This is a genomic window from Paraburkholderia jirisanensis, assembly GCF_054782355.1.
Genome location: NZ_BAAGSQ010000029.1, coordinates 464,521 through 482,210 on the forward strand (window position 1 = coordinate 464,521; position 17,690 = coordinate 482,210).

17 protein-coding genes are annotated in these 17,690 nt (G+C 65.6%); 13 read left to right on the top strand and 4 right to left on the bottom strand.

Translation table 11 applies throughout. The features are described from left to right. The 11 genes from ACYVNQ_RS27740 (at position 1) to ACYVNQ_RS27790 (ending at position 10,846) form a co-directional block, all read left to right on the top strand. Complete coding sequence (locus tag ACYVNQ_RS27740; protein WP_460906883.1) at positions 1 to 1,497, top strand: efflux transporter outer membrane subunit; 1,497 nt, start codon at positions 1 to 3, stop codon at positions 1,495 to 1,497. Next, the gene (locus ACYVNQ_RS27745) at positions 1,494 to 2,822 is read left to right on the top strand and encodes a paraquat-inducible protein A (protein ID WP_460906885.1); all 1,329 of its coding nucleotides are present in this window, start codon (positions 1,494 to 1,496) and stop codon (positions 2,820 to 2,822) included. The genes ACYVNQ_RS27740 and ACYVNQ_RS27745 overlap by 4 nt, the downstream gene beginning before the upstream one ends. Next, positions 2,806 to 4,431: a PqiB family protein gene (locus tag ACYVNQ_RS27750; protein ID WP_460906887.1), complete on the top strand. Its 1,626-nt coding sequence runs from the start codon at positions 2,806 to 2,808 to the stop codon at positions 4,429 to 4,431. The genes ACYVNQ_RS27745 and ACYVNQ_RS27750 overlap by 17 nt, the downstream gene beginning before the upstream one ends. After that, positions 4,428 to 5,087, top strand: coding sequence for a PqiC family protein (locus ACYVNQ_RS27755; RefSeq protein WP_460906889.1), 660 nt, complete (start codon positions 4,428 to 4,430; stop codon positions 5,085 to 5,087). The genes ACYVNQ_RS27750 and ACYVNQ_RS27755 overlap by 4 nt, the downstream gene beginning before the upstream one ends. A 24-nt stretch (positions 5,088 to 5,111) precedes the next feature. Further along, entirely contained in the window at positions 5,112 to 6,311 is a 1,200-nt protein-coding gene (locus tag ACYVNQ_RS27760) for a monovalent cation:proton antiporter-2 (CPA2) family protein (RefSeq protein ID WP_460906891.1), read from the top strand. Between the two features lie 58 nt (positions 6,312 to 6,369). Continuing rightward, positions 6,370 to 7,155, top strand: a complete 786-nt coding sequence (gene map, locus ACYVNQ_RS27765; protein ID WP_460906893.1) for a type I methionyl aminopeptidase — start codon at positions 6,370 to 6,372, stop codon at positions 7,153 to 7,155. Positions 7,156 to 7,466: 311 nt separating this feature from the next. Continuing rightward, the gene (locus ACYVNQ_RS27770; protein ID WP_460906895.1) at positions 7,467 to 7,997 is read left to right on the top strand and encodes a GNAT family N-acetyltransferase; all 531 of its coding nucleotides are present in this window, start codon (positions 7,467 to 7,469) and stop codon (positions 7,995 to 7,997) included. Positions 7,998 to 8,165: 168 nt separating this feature from the next. Then, entirely contained in the window at positions 8,166 to 8,969 is an 804-nt protein-coding gene (gene minC, locus ACYVNQ_RS27775) for a septum site-determining protein MinC (protein ID WP_460906897.1), read from the top strand. 77 nt (positions 8,970 to 9,046) lie between these two features. After that, a complete protein-coding gene (gene minD / locus ACYVNQ_RS27780; protein ID WP_460906899.1) occupies positions 9,047 to 9,862 on the top strand; it encodes a septum site-determining protein MinD in 816 nt (271 codons plus the stop codon). A 13-nt stretch (positions 9,863 to 9,875) separates the two neighbouring features. Beyond that, positions 9,876 to 10,130 (top strand): cell division topological specificity factor MinE, encoded by a 255-nt coding sequence (minE, locus tag ACYVNQ_RS27785; RefSeq protein WP_460906901.1) that lies wholly within the window; start codon positions 9,876 to 9,878, stop codon positions 10,128 to 10,130. 392 nt (positions 10,131 to 10,522) lie between these two features. Further along, positions 10,523 to 10,846, top strand: coding sequence for a YXWGXW repeat-containing protein (locus ACYVNQ_RS27790; protein ID WP_460906903.1), 324 nt, complete (start codon positions 10,523 to 10,525; stop codon positions 10,844 to 10,846). Between the two features lie 334 nt (positions 10,847 to 11,180). Here the strand turns inward: ACYVNQ_RS27790 and ACYVNQ_RS27795 are convergent, their stop codons facing one another. Further along, the gene (locus ACYVNQ_RS27795) at positions 11,181 to 12,593 is read right to left on the bottom strand and encodes a chloride channel protein (protein ID WP_460906905.1); all 1,413 of its coding nucleotides are present in this window, start codon (positions 12,591 to 12,593) and stop codon (positions 11,181 to 11,183) included. Between the two features lie 258 nt (positions 12,594 to 12,851). Here ACYVNQ_RS27795 and waaC point away from each other — a divergent pair, with 258 nt between their 5' ends. Both waaC and ACYVNQ_RS27805 read left to right on the top strand, forming a co-directional pair. Continuing rightward, the gene (gene waaC / locus ACYVNQ_RS27800) at positions 12,852 to 13,865 is read left to right on the top strand and encodes a lipopolysaccharide heptosyltransferase I (RefSeq protein ID WP_460906907.1); all 1,014 of its coding nucleotides are present in this window, start codon (positions 12,852 to 12,854) and stop codon (positions 13,863 to 13,865) included. Positions 13,866 to 14,104: 239 nt separating this feature from the next. Next, a complete protein-coding gene (locus ACYVNQ_RS27805; RefSeq protein ID WP_460906909.1) occupies positions 14,105 to 14,302 on the top strand; it encodes a hypothetical protein in 198 nt (65 codons plus the stop codon). 435 nt (positions 14,303 to 14,737) lie between these two features. On the opposite strand, the gene ACYVNQ_RS27810 is transcribed toward ACYVNQ_RS27805, so the two are convergent. From ACYVNQ_RS27810 to ACYVNQ_RS27820, 3 genes are all read right to left on the bottom strand, one after another. After that, complete coding sequence (locus ACYVNQ_RS27810) at positions 14,738 to 16,045, bottom strand: MFS transporter (RefSeq protein WP_460906911.1); 1,308 nt, start codon at positions 16,043 to 16,045, stop codon at positions 14,738 to 14,740. A gap of 478 nt (positions 16,046 to 16,523) precedes the next feature. Continuing rightward, positions 16,524 to 17,057: an energy transducer TonB family protein gene (locus ACYVNQ_RS27815; RefSeq protein ID WP_460906913.1), complete on the bottom strand. Its 534-nt coding sequence runs from the start codon at positions 17,055 to 17,057 to the stop codon at positions 16,524 to 16,526. A gap of 155 nt (positions 17,058 to 17,212) precedes the next feature. Next, positions 17,213 to 17,644 carry a hypothetical protein gene (locus ACYVNQ_RS27820; protein ID WP_460906915.1) on the bottom strand — a complete coding sequence of 144 codons (432 nt, stop codon included), beginning with the start codon at positions 17,642 to 17,644 and terminating at the stop codon, positions 17,213 to 17,215. Positions 17,645 to 17,690 lie beyond the last annotated feature (46 nt).

A 17,690-nucleotide genomic window follows, 5' to 3' on the forward strand; every position in this document is an offset into this window, starting at 1 on the left:
ATGGCCCGCTCGCACACGCTTCGTACAGTTGGCGCCGCGGTGGCGCTCGCGGCCGGTCTGAGCGGTTGTCTGCTCGGCCCGAACTACCAGCGCCCGACCGTCGACACGCCGGCCACCTACCGCTTCCAGGAAAGCGAAGTGGCCGACACCGCGAATACCCAATGGTGGCAGCAGTTCAACGATCCGGTGCTGAACCAGCTGATCGCCACCGCGCTCGCCGAAAACAAGGACGTGAAGGTGGCCGCGGCCCGCGTCGACCAGTTTCTCGGCCAGTTCTGGAGCACGCGTTCGGCCCTGCTGCCGCAGATCGGCGCGGGCTTCAACGCCGGCCGCGAACGTATCACGCAGGCCGGACCGACGCCGGTGCTGCCGGGTCAGGGCGCGATCTTCAGCGACTACCAGGCGTCGGTGAATGCATCGTGGGAAATCGATCTGTTCGGCCGCAACCGCCGGCTGACCGAGTCGGCACGCGCGAACCTGCTGGCGACCGAAGAAGGGCGCCGCGCGACGATCCTGTCGCTGGTGGCATCGGTGGCTTCGTCGTACATCACGCTGCTGAGCCTCGACCGCCAGCTCGAAATCGCCAAGGCGACCACCTCGAGCCGCGCGGAATCGGTGCACGTATTCGACCTCCGTTTCAAGGGTGGCGAGGTGTCGCAAATGGAGCTGGCGCAAAGCCAGTCCGAATACGAAGCATCGGCGGCGACGATTCCGCAGCTCGAAGCGCAGATCGCGCAGCAGGAAGACGCGTTGTCGGTGTTACTCGGCCACAACCCCGAACCGATCCTGCGCAACGGCCGCGACCTCGACGGGCTCGGCATGCCACAGGTGCCGGCCGGCCTGCCGTCCGAGCTGCTCGAGCGGCGCCCCGATCTGCGTCAGGCCGAGCAGCAGATGGTTGCCGCCAACGCGCTGATCGGCGCGGCGCGCGCGCTGTACTTTCCGTCGATTTCGCTGACCAGCTTTCTCGGCACCGAGAGCGGCCAGATCTCGAACCTGTTCACCGGCCCATCGAAGATCTGGGCCTTCGCCGGCGCGATCACGCAGCCGATCTTCACCGGCGGCAACATCACGGGCCAGGTCAGACAGGCTGAAGCGCAGCAGCAACAGGCGCTGTTTTCGTATCAGAAGGCGATCCAGACGGCATTCCAGGAAGTCGACGACGCGCTGATCTCGTCGCAGAAGCTGCGCGAGCAGCTGGTGATCCAGGGGCGTCAGGTCGAAGCGCTGCGCACCTACTCGAAGATGGCGCGGCTGCGTTACGAGGGCGGCTATACCAGCTACATCGAAGTACTCGATGCGGAGCGCAGCCTGTTCAACGCCGAGCTCGACGAGACGCGCACCCACCAGGGCGTGTTGAGCTCGTACGTGTCGCTGTACAAGGCGATCGGCGGCGGCTGGGTGATCGAGGCGGAAAAGATGACGACGCAGCAGTCGTCGCGTAGCGACGCGGCGCCGGGCACACCCGACAGCGGCGCGGCGGAGAGTGTCAAATGACCGCCGCCCGTGGCGCGCAAGCCGACACCGCAGCGCAGGCGGGTGTCATTGCGTGCCGCGAATGCGATCTGCTACAACGCGAACAGCCGCTGCCGCGCAATGGCGTGCTGCGCTGCTGCCGTTGCCGCGCGTCGCTGTACCGGCGCCATACCGGTGGCTTCGAGCGTCCGCTCGCGTTTGCCAGCGCGGCGCTGGTGCTGTTCGTGCTGGCCAATGCGTTTCCGATCGTCGGCCTCGCGGTGAACGGCGATCTGGTCGAAACCACGCTGCTCGGCTCGGTACGCGTGCTGTATCGCGACGGCATGTGGCCGCTCGCCGGGCTGATCTTCATCACGACGTTTCTGATGCCTGCATTGCAGGTGCTGGCGATCGTCTGGCTGCTCGCGCCGCTGCAGTTCGGGCGGCGTCCGTATCGGGCCGATCTGGTGTTTCGCATGCTGCACGTCGCGCGTTCGTGGGGCATGACCGAGGTGCTGATTCTGGGCCTGCTGGTCGCGCTGGTGAAGCTCGCGCATATCGCGAGCGTCGTGCCCGAGGTCGCGCTGTGGTCGTTCGGCGTGTTGATGCTGTTGATCGCCGCCGCGGCCACCGCCTTCGATCCGCGCGATCTGTGGATGCGTCTCGGCGGGCCGCCCGATGTCGCGGCGCCGGTTCTTCCGCATCCGGCGGCGGGGTTTCCCGCGTACACGGCAGCCGCCTGCGGCCGCTGCGTGTGCCACGACTGCGGGCTGATGTCGGAACCGTTGTCACGCGCGTCCCACACGCCCGGCGCTCACGACCAGCGCTGCGCGCGCTGCGGCAGCCGTCTGCATCTGCGCAAGCCGAACAGCCTCGCGCGCACGTGGGCCTTTTTACTGGCGGCGGTGGTGCTGTATCTGCCCGCGAACCTGTTGCCGGTGATGAACACCAGTTCGCTGTTCGGTGCGCAGAAAGACACCATCATGAGCGGCGTGGTCTACCTGTGGAGCTCCGGCTCCTGGCCGCTCGCGGTGCTGGTGTTCGTCGCGAGCATCGCGGTGCCGATGCTGAAGATTCTCGCGATCGGCTTTCTGGTCGCCTCGGCGCAATTGCGCTCGACATGGCAGCCGCAACAACGCGCGCGCATCTACCGGCTAGTCGAGCTGATCGGCCGCTGGTCGATGCTCGATATCTACGTGATCGCGATTCTCACTGCCCTCGTGCAGTTCAATGCGCTCGCCACGATCAGCGCCGGTCCGGCCGCGATCGCGTTCGGCGCGGTGGTGGTATTGACGATGCTGGCCGCACTGTCGTTCGACCCGCGGCTCATCTGGGACACAAGGCAAGGCCATGGCCAGACCGCCTGAAAACCCGCCCCCCGGGCGCTCCGACTTGCCGGACGCGGTCGCCGTGCCGCGCTCGCGCTGGCGTCTGCAATGGATCTGGCTGGTGCCGGTGATTGCCGTGCTGATCGGCGTGTGGCTCGCCGCGCAGGCGATCCTGCAGCAAGGTCCGACGATCACCATCAGCTTCGGCAGCGGCGAGGGCCTCGAAGCGGGCAAGACCAAGATCAAGTTCAAGGACGTCGATATCGGCGTGGTGAAGTCCGTGGTGCTGTCGGAAGACTACAAACGCGTGGTGGCGACCGCCGAGCTGACGCACGGCGTGAACAACATGCTGGTCGACGATACGCGCTTCTGGGTGGTGCGGCCGCGCGTGTCGGGCGGCACCGTGTCGGGCATCGGCACGTTGCTGTCGGGCGCGTATATCGGCATGGACATCGGCAAGACCAAACGGGAGCGGCGCGACTACACCGGTCTCGAGACGCCGCCGGTGTTCGCGAGCGACGTGCCGGGCCGCGAATTCGTGCTGAAGAGCCGCGACCTCGGTTCGGTCGACGTCGGCTCGCCGATCTATTTCCGCCGTCTGCAGGTCGGCCAGGTGACGGCCTTCGAACTCGATGCGAATGGCCGGGGTATCACGCTGCGCGTGTTTATCAACGCGCCGTACGACAAGTACGTGACCAGCGACACGCGCTTCTGGCACGCGAGCGGCATCGACGTCGCGCTCAGTACCGAGGGCGTGAAGGTCAACACGCAGTCGCTGGTGTCGATCCTCGTCGGTGGCCTCGCGTTCGAGACGCCGGCCGATTCGCCCGACGAAGTACCCGCCGCGGCGCGCACGAACTTCGAGCTGTTTGCCGACCGCGCCAACGCGATGAAGGTGCACGACCGGCTCGTCGAGACCTTTGTGTTCGACTTCAAGGAGTCGGTGCGCGGGCTGGTGGTCGGCGCGCCGGTCGAGTTCCGCGGCATTCCGATCGGCGAAGTCACGGCGATTCACACCCGCTTCGATCCGGTTACGAAGCAGTTCAGCATTCCGGTCGAGGCGCGCATCTATCCGGAGCGCTTTACGTCGCGCTACGAAAACGAGCCGCGTGGCGGCCGGCTGATGCGCACGCCGCAGGAAGCCGCCGACCTGCTGGTGTCGCGCGGCCTGCGCGGGCAGTTGAAGACCGGCAGCCTGCTCACCGGGCAGCTGTACGTCGCAGTCGACTTTTTCCCCAACGCGCCGAAAGCAACGGTGAACTGGACCCGCAATCCGCCCGAGCTGCCGACCGTGTCGAGCGGCCTGCAGTCGCTGCAGGAATCGGTGACCGCCCTGATCGCACGGATGAACAAGATTCCGTTCGAGGCGATCGGCAACAACGCGCAGCAGACGTTGAAGCGCGCCGACACGCTGCTGCAGAACTTCAACAACGAGCTGGTGCCGCAGGCGCGCGACACGCTTGGCGCGGCGCGCACGACGCTCGATTCGGCCAACAGCGCATTGCAGCCCGATTCGCAGCTGCAGCAGGACACGGCAGACACGCTGCGCGAACTGTCGCGTACGGCGGCCTCGCTGCGTTCTTTGGCCGATTATCTGGAACGGCATCCGGAGGCTCTGCTCCGGGGTAAAGCGGGGGACGGAAAATGAAGCGTTCGGCCATCGCCGCCGCGCGAACCGCGCCCGCGGCCACGCGGTTTTTGACGCCGCATCGCGCGCGATGTGTGGCGCTGTTGCCGGCGCTGCTCGTGACGGCGCTGATCGCGTTGGGCGGTTGCAGTTCGCCCGGCGCGGCGTTTTACACGCTGAGCCCCGACGCATCGCTCGAGCGCACCGGCGCGGCACTGCCGATTACCGTGCTGGTCGGGCCGGTCACGGTGCCGGAGTTGCTCGACCGGCCGCAACTCGTCACGCGGGTGTCCGACAACGAAGTCGCCGTGAACGAGTTCGCGCGCTGGGGCGAGCCGCTCAAGAGCGGCGTGGCGCGCACGCTCGCCGCGAATCTCGAGCTGCTGCTCGGCGCGGCGCGCGTGTCGGTGCCGGGGCAGGCGGCGCTCGTGCCGGAGACCTGCCGCGTGCGGGTCGATGTCGTGCGCTTCGATGCGCTGCCGGGCGAAGCCGTGACGATCGATGCGCAGTGGGTCGTGCGCGTGCCGGGCAAGCCGTCACCGATCGCCGGCCGCAGCGTCGTGCGCGAGCCGGTGAGCGGCGCCGGCGACGCGCCGCTGGTCGCCGCGCAAAGCCGTGCGCTTGCCCGGGTGAGTCGCGATATTGCCGCGGCGATCCGCGGCGCATTGCCGGCCTGAGGGGCAGCGGATCATGCCGTCCCGATGAAAGACCTGCTCACCCAGATCGTGCTGTTTCTCGGCGCCGCGCTCGTCGTCGTGCCGTTGTCGATCCGCCTCGGTTTCGGTTCCGTGCTCGGCTATCTGCTGGCTGGCGTGCTGATCGGCCCGTCAGTGCTGCGGCTCGTCACGCACGTCGATTCGATCCTGCATTTCTCCGAGCTCGGCATCGTGCTGATGATGTTCGTGATCGGCCTCGAGATGCAGGTGGCGCGGCTGTGGGCGCTGCGCCGGACCATCTTCGGTTACGGCGGCATGCAGATGGCGCTGTGCGCCGCGCTGCTGACGGCGATTTTCGCGGCATTCGGGGTGCCGTTGCGCGTCGCGTTGACGGCTGGGCTCGCGCTGGCGCTGTCGTCGACAGCGATGGCCGTGTCCGAATTGCAGCAGCGCGGGCAAATGGACACACCGTTGGGCGAGGCCGCGTTCGGCATCCTGCTGTTCCAGGATCTCGCGGCGATTCCGCTGGTCGCGCTGCTGCCGCTGTTGAGCCCGCTCGACAGCGGCGCGAGCGCGGCGGCCCAGTGGCGCGCGGCGGGGGAGGCGCTGGCGATGCTGGCGCTGGTCGTGCTGGGCGGGCGTCTGTTGCTGCGCCGCGCGCTGCATATCGTGGCGCGCAGCGGCGCGCCGGAGATCTTCACCGCGTTCGCGCTGCTGTGGGTGATCGGCGTGGCGCTGCTGTTTCGCGGCGTGCATCTGTCGATGTCGCTCGGTGCGTTTCTGGCCGGCGTGCTGCTGGCCGATTCAGGCCATCGGCAGCAGATCGAAACCGATATCGCGCCGTTCAAGGGCTTGCTGCTCGGGCTGTTCTTTATCGCGGTCGGCATGTCGATCGACTTTTCGGTGCTGCTGCGCGAGACGCACCGCGTGCTGATCGTACTGGTCGCGGTGGTCGGGTTGAAGGCCGCCGCGCTTGGCTTGCTCGCCCGGCGCTGCGGCGTGCCGCGTGGACAGCGGGCGCAGTTCGCGCTGCTGCTGTCGCAAGGCGGCGAGTTCGCATTCGTCGTGATGGCCTCGGCGGCCGCCGCGCGGGTGGTCGAGCCGCGTGCGTCGTCGATCGTGTCGCTGGCGGTCGTGCTGTCGATGCTGACTACGCCGCTGCTGTTGATGGCGCTGCGATTCGTGACGCGCCGCGCCCGGCCGGTACCCCCTGCCCATGCCCCGCGGGCAGACTCTGTACAATGACTGATCGATCACCTGGCGGCGCCCCACGCGCGCTGCCGCTCCGTTCCGATTCCCTGCAATGGCCATTACCTACAAGACTCCTGAGGACATCGCGAAACTGCGCGTGTCCGGTCGCCTCGCCGCCGACGTGCTGGCGATGATCGGCGAACACGTGAAGCCCGGCGTGTCGACCGACGATCTCGACGCGATATGCCGCGACTACATCGTCAACACGCAACAGGCGATCGCCGCGAACATCGGCTACATGGGCTTTCCGAAGACGGTCTGCACGTCGGTCAACGCGGTCGTGTGCCACGGCATTCCGGACCGCAACGAAGTGCTCAAGGATGGCGACATCATCAACATCGACGTCGCCGTGATCAAGGATGGCTACTTCGGCGATACCAGCCGCATGTACACGGTCGGCGCGCCGAGCGCGAACGCGCAGCAGCTGATCGACACCACCTACGAAGCGATGCTGGCCGGTATCCGCCAGGTGAAGCCGGGCGCGACGCTCGGCGACGTCGGCAGCGCGATCCAGAAGGTCGCGCAGCGCGACGGCTTTTCGATCGTGCGCGACTACTGCGGGCACGGCATCGGCAAGGTCTATCACGAAGACCCGCAGGTGCTGCATTACGGCCAGCCAGGCCAAGGCGTGCGGCTGAAGCCGGGCATGGTGTTCACGATCGAGCCGATGGTCAACGCGGGCCGCGCCGCGACGGTTGTCATGCGCGATGGCTGGACCGTGGTCACCAAAGACCGCTCGCTGTCCGCGCAGTGGGAGCATATGCTCGCCGTCACCGAAGACGGCTACGAACTGCTGACCCCGTGGCCGGACGGAACCGGCCGCTACGAGGCGCCGTAAGCGCGCGAAGTGCGGCGCTGCAGCGGCGTTGCACATTGGCACGGCGTGCGGGCAAACGGGCGAGGTTGTCGAAAAAATAAGGATTTGACTCGTACGCCGGTTCGGTTAGGCTATGTCGTGGCGTGAATAGGGGAGCAACCCGGCACCGCTGGGAGCAACGGGCGCCGGCTCGAGCCGGTTCGCAACGGTTGCGTGCGCCAGGCGAGTCCGCATGTGCACATAGTGGTATTTCGTCGCGGCGATTTACACCGCACTTCGCGTCCTGTATCACGCCAGGTTTTACGCATTCAGGTCCGGAGATCAACGTCTGCATGAGTCCGTCACTCACCGTTCGGCGCATCGCTGCCCACCAGGGCGCGGTTTTCCGGGAGCTTCGCATGGCCTCGCTGCGCGAAGCGCCATATGCATTCGGCGCCACGCTCGAAGAAGAAGCGTCCGCCGATGCGGCCACCTTCGACGCCAGAGCCGCGCTGAACGCGGCTTCCACCACCTCCACGACTTTCATTCTTTACACCGAAGGCCATCCGGCCGGCTTGATCGACGCCTGCTTCGTCGATAGTCCGCAGCGTCGCGCGTTCGTCAGCGAGCTGTGGGTGGCGCCGGCCGTGCGTCATCTGCGCGGCGGCGAACTGCTCGTCAACACCGCGAGCGAATGGCTTGCGCACGGCGGCGCTGCTGAAGTGTTCGCGTGGATTGCCGACAGCAACCGCAACGCAATGCGCTTCTACGAGCGCCTCGGCTTCGGTCCCACCGGCGACCACCAGCCGACTGCGCGCGCTAAAGATCAGTGGGAAACGCTGCTGGTGCGCGACGTGCCACTGCAGACGCCGCCGGCCGGCTAACGCAGCAGCTTAAAAGCAGCGGCCAACTGCAGGGCGCCGCCGCGCGTCACTGCACCGCGCGCGACACATTCGCGAGGAAGCTGCGTACATCGCGCGGCGTTTATCGCCGAAAAAATTCGCCTCGCGCCAGGACGCCTGTAAAATACGCAAAATTTTTCGCCGAACGCTATGTCGCCCAAGAAATCGCCATTTTTCGAACTGCGCAGCGGTGCGGTCGACACGCTTCTGTTCGTGGTCAAGACCACCGACCTCGAAGCCATGCGTGCCGAACTGACGCGGCGCTTCGAGGCGACGCCCGAATTCTTCGCCAACGACGTCGTCGCGATCGACGTGCGGCGTCTTGCCGAAAACGAGCGCGTGCCGCTCGCCGAAATCTCGCAGTTGCTCGACAGCGTGCGCATGCGCCCGCTCGGCGTGGTTGCCGATGTGGCGCGCCAGGGCTGGGTGACGGAAAGCGGCCTGCCGCTGCTCGAAGCACGCGATCGCCGCGTGGCCCCGAAGGCAAGCAGCGAAGAAAGTGCGCATGAAGTGGTGGCCGTGCCTTCCGCGGCGGATGCAGTGGCTGCGGCCTCAGTGGCGCAAGCCGCCGCCCAGCCGCCGGCGGGCGCGCCGGACGAGCCGCAGCGCAGCAACGCGTCGCAAACGCTGGTGATCGACAAGCCGCTGCGCTCCGGGCAGCGCATTTACGCGAAGGGCGACCTCGTCGTGCTCGGGCTCGTGAGCCACGGCGCGGAAGTGATCGCGGAAGGCAACATTCATATCTATGCACCGCTGCGCGGCCGCGCGCTCGCCGGGGTGCACGGCAATCACGACGCGCGTATTTTCTGTACCTGTCTCGAGCCCGAACTGATCTCGATCGCCGGCATTTACCGCACCACCGAAAACCCGTTGCCGGGCGACGTGCAGGGCAAGCCGGTGCAGGTATGGCTTGATGAAGAAAAGCTGAGGTTCGAACCGCTGCGGCTCACGTAATACGTTTCCCGTGTGCGCCGCGTCCAGATTGACGCCGGACTCATTTGACGAAATTGACGAACACAAGGTAAAGGGTAATGGCAAAAATCATTGTGGTGACCTCGGGCAAAGGTGGCGTAGGCAAAACGACCACCAGCGCGAGCTTTGCGTCGGCACTTGCATTGCGCGGCAGCAAGACGGCCGTGATCGACTTCGACGTCGGCCTGCGCAATCTCGATCTGATCATGGGCTGCGAGCGCCGCGTGGTGTACGACCTGATCAACGTCATTCAGGGCGAAGCCAATCTGAACCAGGCCCTGATCAAAGACAAGAAGTGCGAGAACCTGTTCATCCTGCCGGCCTCGCAAACGCGCGATAAAGATGCGCTGACGATGGAAGGCGTCGAGAAGATTATCAACGACCTGATCGCGATGGATTTCGAGTTTATCGTTTGCGATTCGCCGGCCGGTATCGAATCGGGCGCGCTGCTTGCGATGCACTTCGCCGACGAAGCGCTGATCGTGACCAACCCGGAAGTGTCGTCGGTGCGCGACTCGGACCGCATTCTCGGCATCCTGTCGTCGAAAACCAAACGCGCGATCGAAGGCAAGGAGCCGATCAAGGAACACCTGCTGATCACACGTTATAACCCGAAGCGGGTTAGCGAAGGCGAAATGCTGTCGCTGACCGACATCCAGGAAATCCTGCGTATCGAGCTGATCGGCGTGGTTCCGGAATCGGAAGCCGTGCTGCATGCTTCGAATCAGGGCGTGCCCGCAGTACACCTGGACGGTACCGATGTGGCGGAGGCCTACAAGGATATCGTGGCGCGCTTCCTCGGCGAGCAGAAGTCGCTTCGCTTTACCGATTACCAGAAGCCGGGCCTGCTGCAGCGCCTCTTCGGCACCAAGTAAAGGGAGGCGTCGTATGTCGATTCTTTCGTTTTTGCTGGGCGAGAAGAAGAAATCCGCGTCGGTAGCGAGGGAACGCCTGCAGTTGATCATCGCGCACGAACGCGCCGGCGGACGTGCGCCCGCCGATTATCTGCCCGCGTTGCAACGCGAACTGGTGGCCGTGATTTCGAAGTACGTGAAGATCGGGGATAACGATATCCGCGTCAATCTCGAACGTCACGACGATCTCGAAGTGCTCGAGGTCAAGATCGAGATTCCGCAGGCCTGAGCGTCGCGGCGGCGCCTGGGCATTCGCTTCCTGAGAGTCTTGAGAGTGGTGAGATTCTTGACGCGCGTGACAAGCTCCGCGATTGGCGCGGACTTGCCTGGCTGGCTGCCGGTGAAAAGCGTAGCCGCCGATTGAAACAAAGTTGAGTCGCGGCGTCCCTGCGCCCGATGCAGACGCAACCTGCAACGCCCCTGCCGGAGGCTCTCCTGCAGGGGCGTTGCTGCTTGTGGTGCGGTGCATCCGGTGCGCTGCCGCCGCCGCGCGCCGCCTGCCTGCGAAACAAACCGTTGCACTTCCGACCCCTTTGTAATGCGCCGCGTGTCAGCGCACAGGTAGCCTCGCGCATTGAAGACGTAACGCCGCGCGTTACGCGGTTATTCGGAGAGGAGTCTATGAAAAAGTCATATCGCACGTGGGTTGCCGGTCTTGCATTGCTTGCCGCGGGTGGCTCTGCCATCACGCTGTCGTTTCCGGCCTCGGCCGCGCAAGTGCTGGTGGTCGATGCGCTGAGCGCGCCGCCGCCGGTCCGCTATGAAGCAGTGCCCGCGGCACGCGCCGGCTACGTGTGGGATCACGGCCATTGGCGCTGGCAGCGCGGCCACTATGTGTGGGTGCCGGGGCACTGGCAGGTCGAGCGGGTCGGTTATCACTGGGTGCCGGGCCATTGGGTCGCGCACGGTCCGAACTGGCGCTGGGTGCAGGGCCACTGGGCCTGATGCGGGCCGGCGCGTGTGCGGTGTGTGCTGTGCCTGCGGCGCTGCACACGCGCCTGGCTGCAACGCTTTCGCTCGTCGCGTCTGACGCGCGCTTTCCCGTACTTCCAGGATCCACACAATGAAAACAAGGCTCATCGCGGCCGCGCTGCTGGCGCTGACGCTGGCCGGCTGCATCGTGGTGCCCGTGCGGACCGTGCATGTGCCGACGGTCGTCGTCTATTGAGCGGCGGGTTTGTGGTGCTGCGGGGTGGGGCGCTGCGGCGTTGATCGTTCCCGGGTCTGGCGCTACCGGGGCGACTGCTTCTGCGTGCAGCGCCTCTGGGTCGATCTTCTCTTATGGCTGGCGCGGCGTGTCGCCAGAAGCATCGGCGGAAGCATCCGCGGCTGTATTGGCATGCACTGGATCCGCGACCGGCTCCGGATGTTCCGCCGCATCCGCAGGCGCCGGCAACGGCGCCATATAGCGTGCCGCGAGCGATTCATACAGCGGCGGCGCGAAGAAGCCCGACACCTTGCTCGAGATCAGCGCAGTGGCCATCAGCGAGATCACCAGCGCGTGACCATTGATCATTTCGACGACGATCACGAACGCCGTGATCGGCGATTGCGTGACCGCCGCCATGTACCCGACCATCGCCAGCGCGATCAGCATCTGCAGCTGCATGCCGCTGAACAGCGTATGCAGCACGTTGCCGAAGCCGGCGCCGATCGATAGAGATGGCGCGAAAATGCCGCCCGGAATGCCCGGCAGATACGAACCGACCATCGACACCATTTTCAGCAATGGGTAGAACATCGACAACTGCTCGCGTCCGTCCAGCAAGCCGCGCGCTTCCGAATAGCCGCTGCCGAAGGTCGTGCCGCCGGAGATCAGACCGACGACGGCGATCACGAGCCCGCACAGCGCGGCGAAGATGACCGGATGCTCCGCATGTAGCTTGCGCACCGGCGCGGGCATCCAGCGCGCGGTGTTGAGCAGCAGCCAGCCGAAGATGCCGCCGGCGATACCGGTGACGACGCCGGTCAGCAGCACAGCGAGCGCGAGCAGATTCGGGAAATGCGCGCCGACGTCGATCGTGCCGAAATACGTGTAGTTGCCGTTCAGGCCGAGCGCGATCACGCCCGCAATGATGATCGCGGTGATCAGCACGCCGCTCGCACGCGCTTCGAAGCTGCGCGTGAGTTCTTCGATCGCGAATACGATGCCGGCGAGCGGCGTGTTGAAGGCGGCCGACAGGCCCGCTGCTGCACCGGCCAGCACCAGCTGGCGTTCGATCAGCGTATTCGAGCGCGGGTACAGGCGCCGCAGGTTGAACATCAGCGCAGCGCCGACCTGCACGGTCGGCCCTTCGCGGCCGATCGTGAAGCCGCCGAGAATGCCGAGAAACGACACCAGAATCTTGCCGACCAGGATGCGCAAGCTCAGCAACCGGCTGCCGGTATCCGCGGTGCGCGTGTGCAGCGTGGCGATCACCTGCGGGATGCCGCTGCCTTCGGAGCCGCGAAAAAAGCGCCGCGTGAGCCAGGCGGCGAGCGCGCCGAGCGCGGGCGTCAGCAGCAGCGGCAGCCACGGATGTTGCCGCTGCAGCCCGAGAAAAGTGTTGTAGCCCCAGTCGATCAGGCGCGCGTAATACACAGCGACGAGGCCGACCGCGATCGCGCCGAGCCAGAAGATGCCGAACTGGCGCCACAGGCGCCGGGCCTGCTTAACAACGTTCGAGGAGAACGGAGTGGGTGTCCGAAACATAACGAAGCGTCATCACTCGTACGTGGACGAAGCGGGAATTATAACGGCGTGTAAGCGGTGGTGTGGTCGGGAAAGCGTTTGCAATAGAATCACGCGAATTATCGGCCGTGCCAACCATGGGTTGTGCCGTTTGCCTCGCGTGTGCCAGCAGCAGCGGCACACAGCGCGGGTCGGCTAAAATCGATGGTTAGGCTGAGCGAGCGGGGTCGATCTCGCCAGTGACGTGCGGCAAATCTCGGAGCGAACTACGGGTTATCAATGAAGCGAATCCTTGTCATCAAAGTCACCTCGCTGGGCGACGTGATCCAGGCGCAACCGGTCGTTGCGGACCTGAAACGCGCATTCCCGGGTGTCGAGGTCGATTGGGCGTGCGACGAGGCCTTTGCGGAAGTGGCGCGCTGGAACCTGAGCGTCGGGCGTGTGCTGTGCGCGCCGCTGCGGCGCTTCAAGAAAGCGCGGCGCTGGTCGGACTTCAAGGCGATCGGCGCGTCGATCGCCGAATTGCGCGCGTACCGCTACGACGTGGTGCTCGATATCCACGGTGTCTACAAGAGCGCGATCATCGCGTTTCTGACGCGCTCGAAACAGCGGCTCGGTTATCGCGCGAGGGATCTCGGCGAACGCGGCGCCGCGTTCGCTTATACCGGGCGCTTTGCGCTGCGCGCGGATGCGAATGCATGGCAAGGGATGCGCGATACCGTCGCGCTGGCGCTCGGTTATCGGGTCGAAGGGCCGGCCGTCTATGACATGCATATCCCGCCGCCCGCGCAGCCGGTCGTCGAGACCGGCGGCAAGCCGTTAGCGGTGCTGTTTCACGCCACCTCGAAAGACGACAAGAAGTGGCCCGTCGCGTATTGGGCCGAGATCGGCAACGAACTCGTCCGGCGCGGGTTTCATCTGGTGCTGCCGTGGGGCTCGGCCAGCGAGCGCGCCGAGGCGCAGCAGATCGTCGATCGGGTGCCGCAGTCCAGCGTGCTGCCGCAACTGGGCGTGACCGCGATTGCGCAGCTGATCGATGCGGCGTCGTTCGTGATCGGTGTCGATACCGGCTTCGTGCATCTTGCGCACGCGCTCGGCAAGCGCACGGTGATGATCTTCATCGCCACCTCGCCGGTCATCTTCGGCAACGAAGCGCCGTTCCGTTCGACGTCGATCGGCGATGGGCATTCGGTGCCGCCGGTGGCAGAAGCGCTGCGCGCGATCGATTATGTGCATGGCTCACCGGATGGCGGCAATGGGCAAGGCGGACAAAACCGCCCGGTTGCCGCCTGATCCGGTTCATCCCGCGCGCGCCGCAGCGCGTGCTTCGCGCGTCATGCAAGCAAGACAGAAAAGAAAAAAGAGGCGTAGCGCGCGTTCGCCCATGTTGACGGGCCTCGTTCCGCTACGCCTCTGAACGCCCACGCAACGCGCGGACGGAGAGGAAAGCTGCTGTGGCAATGAGCGACCTGAGTCGCTCGTAATGTCTATAGAGACCGGCGCGCACGCGCCGAGTTCAATCGATGCCGGCGATGAACAGCCGCGATACGTGCGTGCTGCGCCCGCTTGCGCGCATTACAGGCTTGTTAAAACTGTCGCTATTGATTGGTCTTCGAACGGTGCCATACGCGTGCCTCAAACACCTGCCGCAATGCGCTCAGGCGCGAGCCCAGGCGGTGTGCCGCGTCAATGCCGTGCCGCGCGCAGCGCGCCGCGTGCTTCGCCTGTAACAGATGCCCCACGCCTGCTTACAAATTGCAACGGTCCACGTGAGCGCGTTCGTGTTCAATCGGAATCATTCGAGATGCACTCGAATGACAACAGGATTTCGACGGGAGAACGATGTGAAACGCTTGATACTGACGTTGATTACCGGTGCGTTGCTGGCGAGTACGCTGGGTGGCTGCATCATCGTGCCGGAGGGTGGTGGCGGCTATCACCACCACGACTACTACTACCGGTGATGCAGCGCATCCGCACGGAGAGTCTGAGGATCGTCAGGGAGGCGGCCTCACCTTTGCCGTAGCGGCGATGCGTGGCCCCGGGCGCTGTGTGCACCTGTACCGCGCCCGGGTTTTTTCTTCATGATGCGATGCGCGACGTGCGATGTGCGCTCACTCAATGCAGCAGATCGCATCACCGCGCGTTGCATCGCGTGCATCAGCTCACATCAGATGCGAGTCGCGTGTCTCGCGCATGCACAGCACGCCGACGAGGCTCACCAGCGCGGCCACCGACACATAGCCGCCGACCCATGCAAGCCCGCCTTTGGCGGCCAGCACCTGCGCGATATACGGCGCGACCGACGCACCGAGAATCCCGCCCAGGTTGTACGAGACGCCTGCGCCGGTATAGCGCACGTTGGTCGGAAACAGCTCCGGCAGCAGCGCGCCCATCGGTGCGAACGTGATGCCCATCAGGAACAGTTCGATGATCAGGAACAACTGCACGAACGGCATGAAGCCGCTGCCGAGCAGCGGTTCCATCGTGAAGCCCGACAGCACCGCCAGCAGAATGCCGACGATCAGCACGGGCTTGCGGCCGAAGCGGTCGGCAGCCCACGCGGACAACGGCGTGGCGAGCGCCATGAACACCACCGCGACGCACAGCATGCCGAGAAAGCCCGGGCGCGTGAAGTGCAGCGTCGACACGCCGTACGACAGCGAGAACACGCTCGAGATATAGAACAGCGTGTAGCACACCACCATCGACAGCGAGCCGAGCAGCGTTGGCCACCAGTGGCGCGCGAGCAGGGTTGCGACCGGCACGCGCACGCGTTCCTTGCGTTCGACGGCGGCGCGGAACGCCGGCGTTTCGGCGATTTTCAACCGCACGTACAAGCCGAGCGCGACCAGCACCGCGCTGACGATGAACGGCACACGCCAGCCCCAGCTGCGAAACTGCTCATCCGATAGCGACAGCGCGAGGCCGAAGAACAGGCCATTGGATGCGAGAAAGCCGACCGACGGTCCCAGTTGCGGGAACATGCCGAACCAGCCGCGTTTGCCTTGCGGCGCGTTTTCGGTGGCGAGCAGCGCGGCGCCGCCCCATTCGCCGCCAAGGCCGATGCCCTGGCCAAAGCGCAGCACGCACAGCAGGATCGGCGCGAGGCTGCCGATCGAGTCGTAGCCGGGCACGAAGCCGATCAGCGTAGTGGACACGCCCATCACCAGCAGCGACGCGACCAGCGTCGATTTACGGCCGATCCGGTCGCCGAAATGGCCGAACAGGAACGAGCCGATCGGCCGCGCGATAAACGCGATGCCGAACGTGACGAAGGCAGACAGCGCCTGCGCGGTGGTCGAGCTGTGCGGAAAGAAGACCGGCCCGATGACCAGTGCCGCGGCAGTCGCGTACACGTAGAAATCGTAGAACTCGATCGCGGTGCCGATGAAGCTCGCGAAGATGATGCGCGCTTTGCTTTGTTGTCGGCCGAGGGTTGGGTCGGCGGCAGAGACCGGCGGTGAAGACATGCGTAACTCCTGGTGTCGCGATGCGACCGTGCGTGGCGTGGCCTCAAGGCAGGCCGTAAGGTGACGCAGCTGGCCGGTGCATCTCTGTTTATTGGACGTGCGGGCCGCGCGAGGCGCGCGCTGAAACACGTTGCATTGGCAACGCGAGTTGGCAATGAGTCGGCGGCGGGTGCGAGCGCATGCCGCTGCTGCGCGGCCTGTTGCAAGCGCTGCCACCGGTGCGCGCAAGGTGCGGCCCGATGCAGGCGGGACGGAGCGAACGCGCGGATCACGCGGCACGCCATGCCCAGGGCGATGCGGCGCGAGCGGATGAGCCGGCGCCGATAGCCGTGCCGGAACGATCCGGCAGAGAGTGCCAAATTATATCGGGACCGGCGTGTGCCTACATTAAAGGCAAATGTGTGCATGCGCATCGAACATGTGCCGCACGCCGCGCGCTTGCCTCGCGCGCACCCGCAACCTCCTGCGGCACGCCGCGCTAGTCGATGGTCTGTGCTTGCGGCGGCGCGAAAGTGCGCAGCTGGAATTTGCCGTTGTCGTTGAACAGCCAGTCTTCGAACAGTTCGAGATGGCCGGCGCGGTCGAGCAGCTTCGTCGGAGGTTGTGGCAGCGGCGCGGCGCGGCGTAGCGTGGCCAGCGCGGTGCTTTCCGCTTCGTCGTCGCCGTTGGTGCGATACACCGACGACGCGACGATCTGCCCACGGCTGTCGACGACGAACGACACCACGACCAGCGAACGCAGCATCGCTTGCAGCGAGCCCTGCAGCACGTACGACGGATTGCGTTCGACGATGCGTTGCGCGACTGCGCTGCGGTATTGATCGAGCGTCGCGCTGTTGATCGCGGCGAGCGGCACGGTGGCGAGCGGGCGCTGCGGTGGCGTAACGGTGCAGGCGCCGGCGATCAGCGCGGCGGCGAGTGCCGCACTCGCGCCGCATGACGGAAAGAGACGCCGCAGCGCGTGGCGGCTATCTGCTGCGCGTGAATCGCGGTGAAGATTGCGAACCGGCATCGCTTCGACCCTGAACGCGGCGTGAGGCCGCTATCAGCAGCGTAGCGCAAGCGCGCGTCGATTCAATGCAGGTTCGCACCGATGCGAGGGATGGCGAACCATGGGGCGTACGGTTGGCTGCCGGCATGTCGCGCGCATGTCGCACGCATGGCGCGCTAATGGCGCGAACCGCCACCGCCGCCATGCCAGCCGCTGCCGCCTCCACCGCCGTGCCAGCCGCCGCCGCCGCCACCATGCCACCCGCCGTGGCCGCCGCCGTACCAGCCGCGACCGTACCAGCCGCGGCCGTAGTAACCACCGCGGCCGTAGTAACCACCGCGGCCGTAGTAACCGCGCCCCCAGTAGCAGCAGCCGCCGCCACCCCAGAAACCGATGCTGAGGGTGCTGTACGCGGGATAGTACGGCGCGTAATAGCCCGGGCCGTATCCATAGCCGTAAGCGCCGTATGCGCCATATGGATAGCCATACGGGTAGGCGTACGGGTACGCATACGGATTGCCGTACGCATCGTAGCCGTAATAACCGGGCACCGCGACGCAGCCGGCGAGCAGTGCCGCCGCGCCGGCAGCAAGAGCAAGTTTGAACATTCGAGTCTCCTTCCTTTCAGGTGAGAAGGATCGTGCGAGGAAGGGT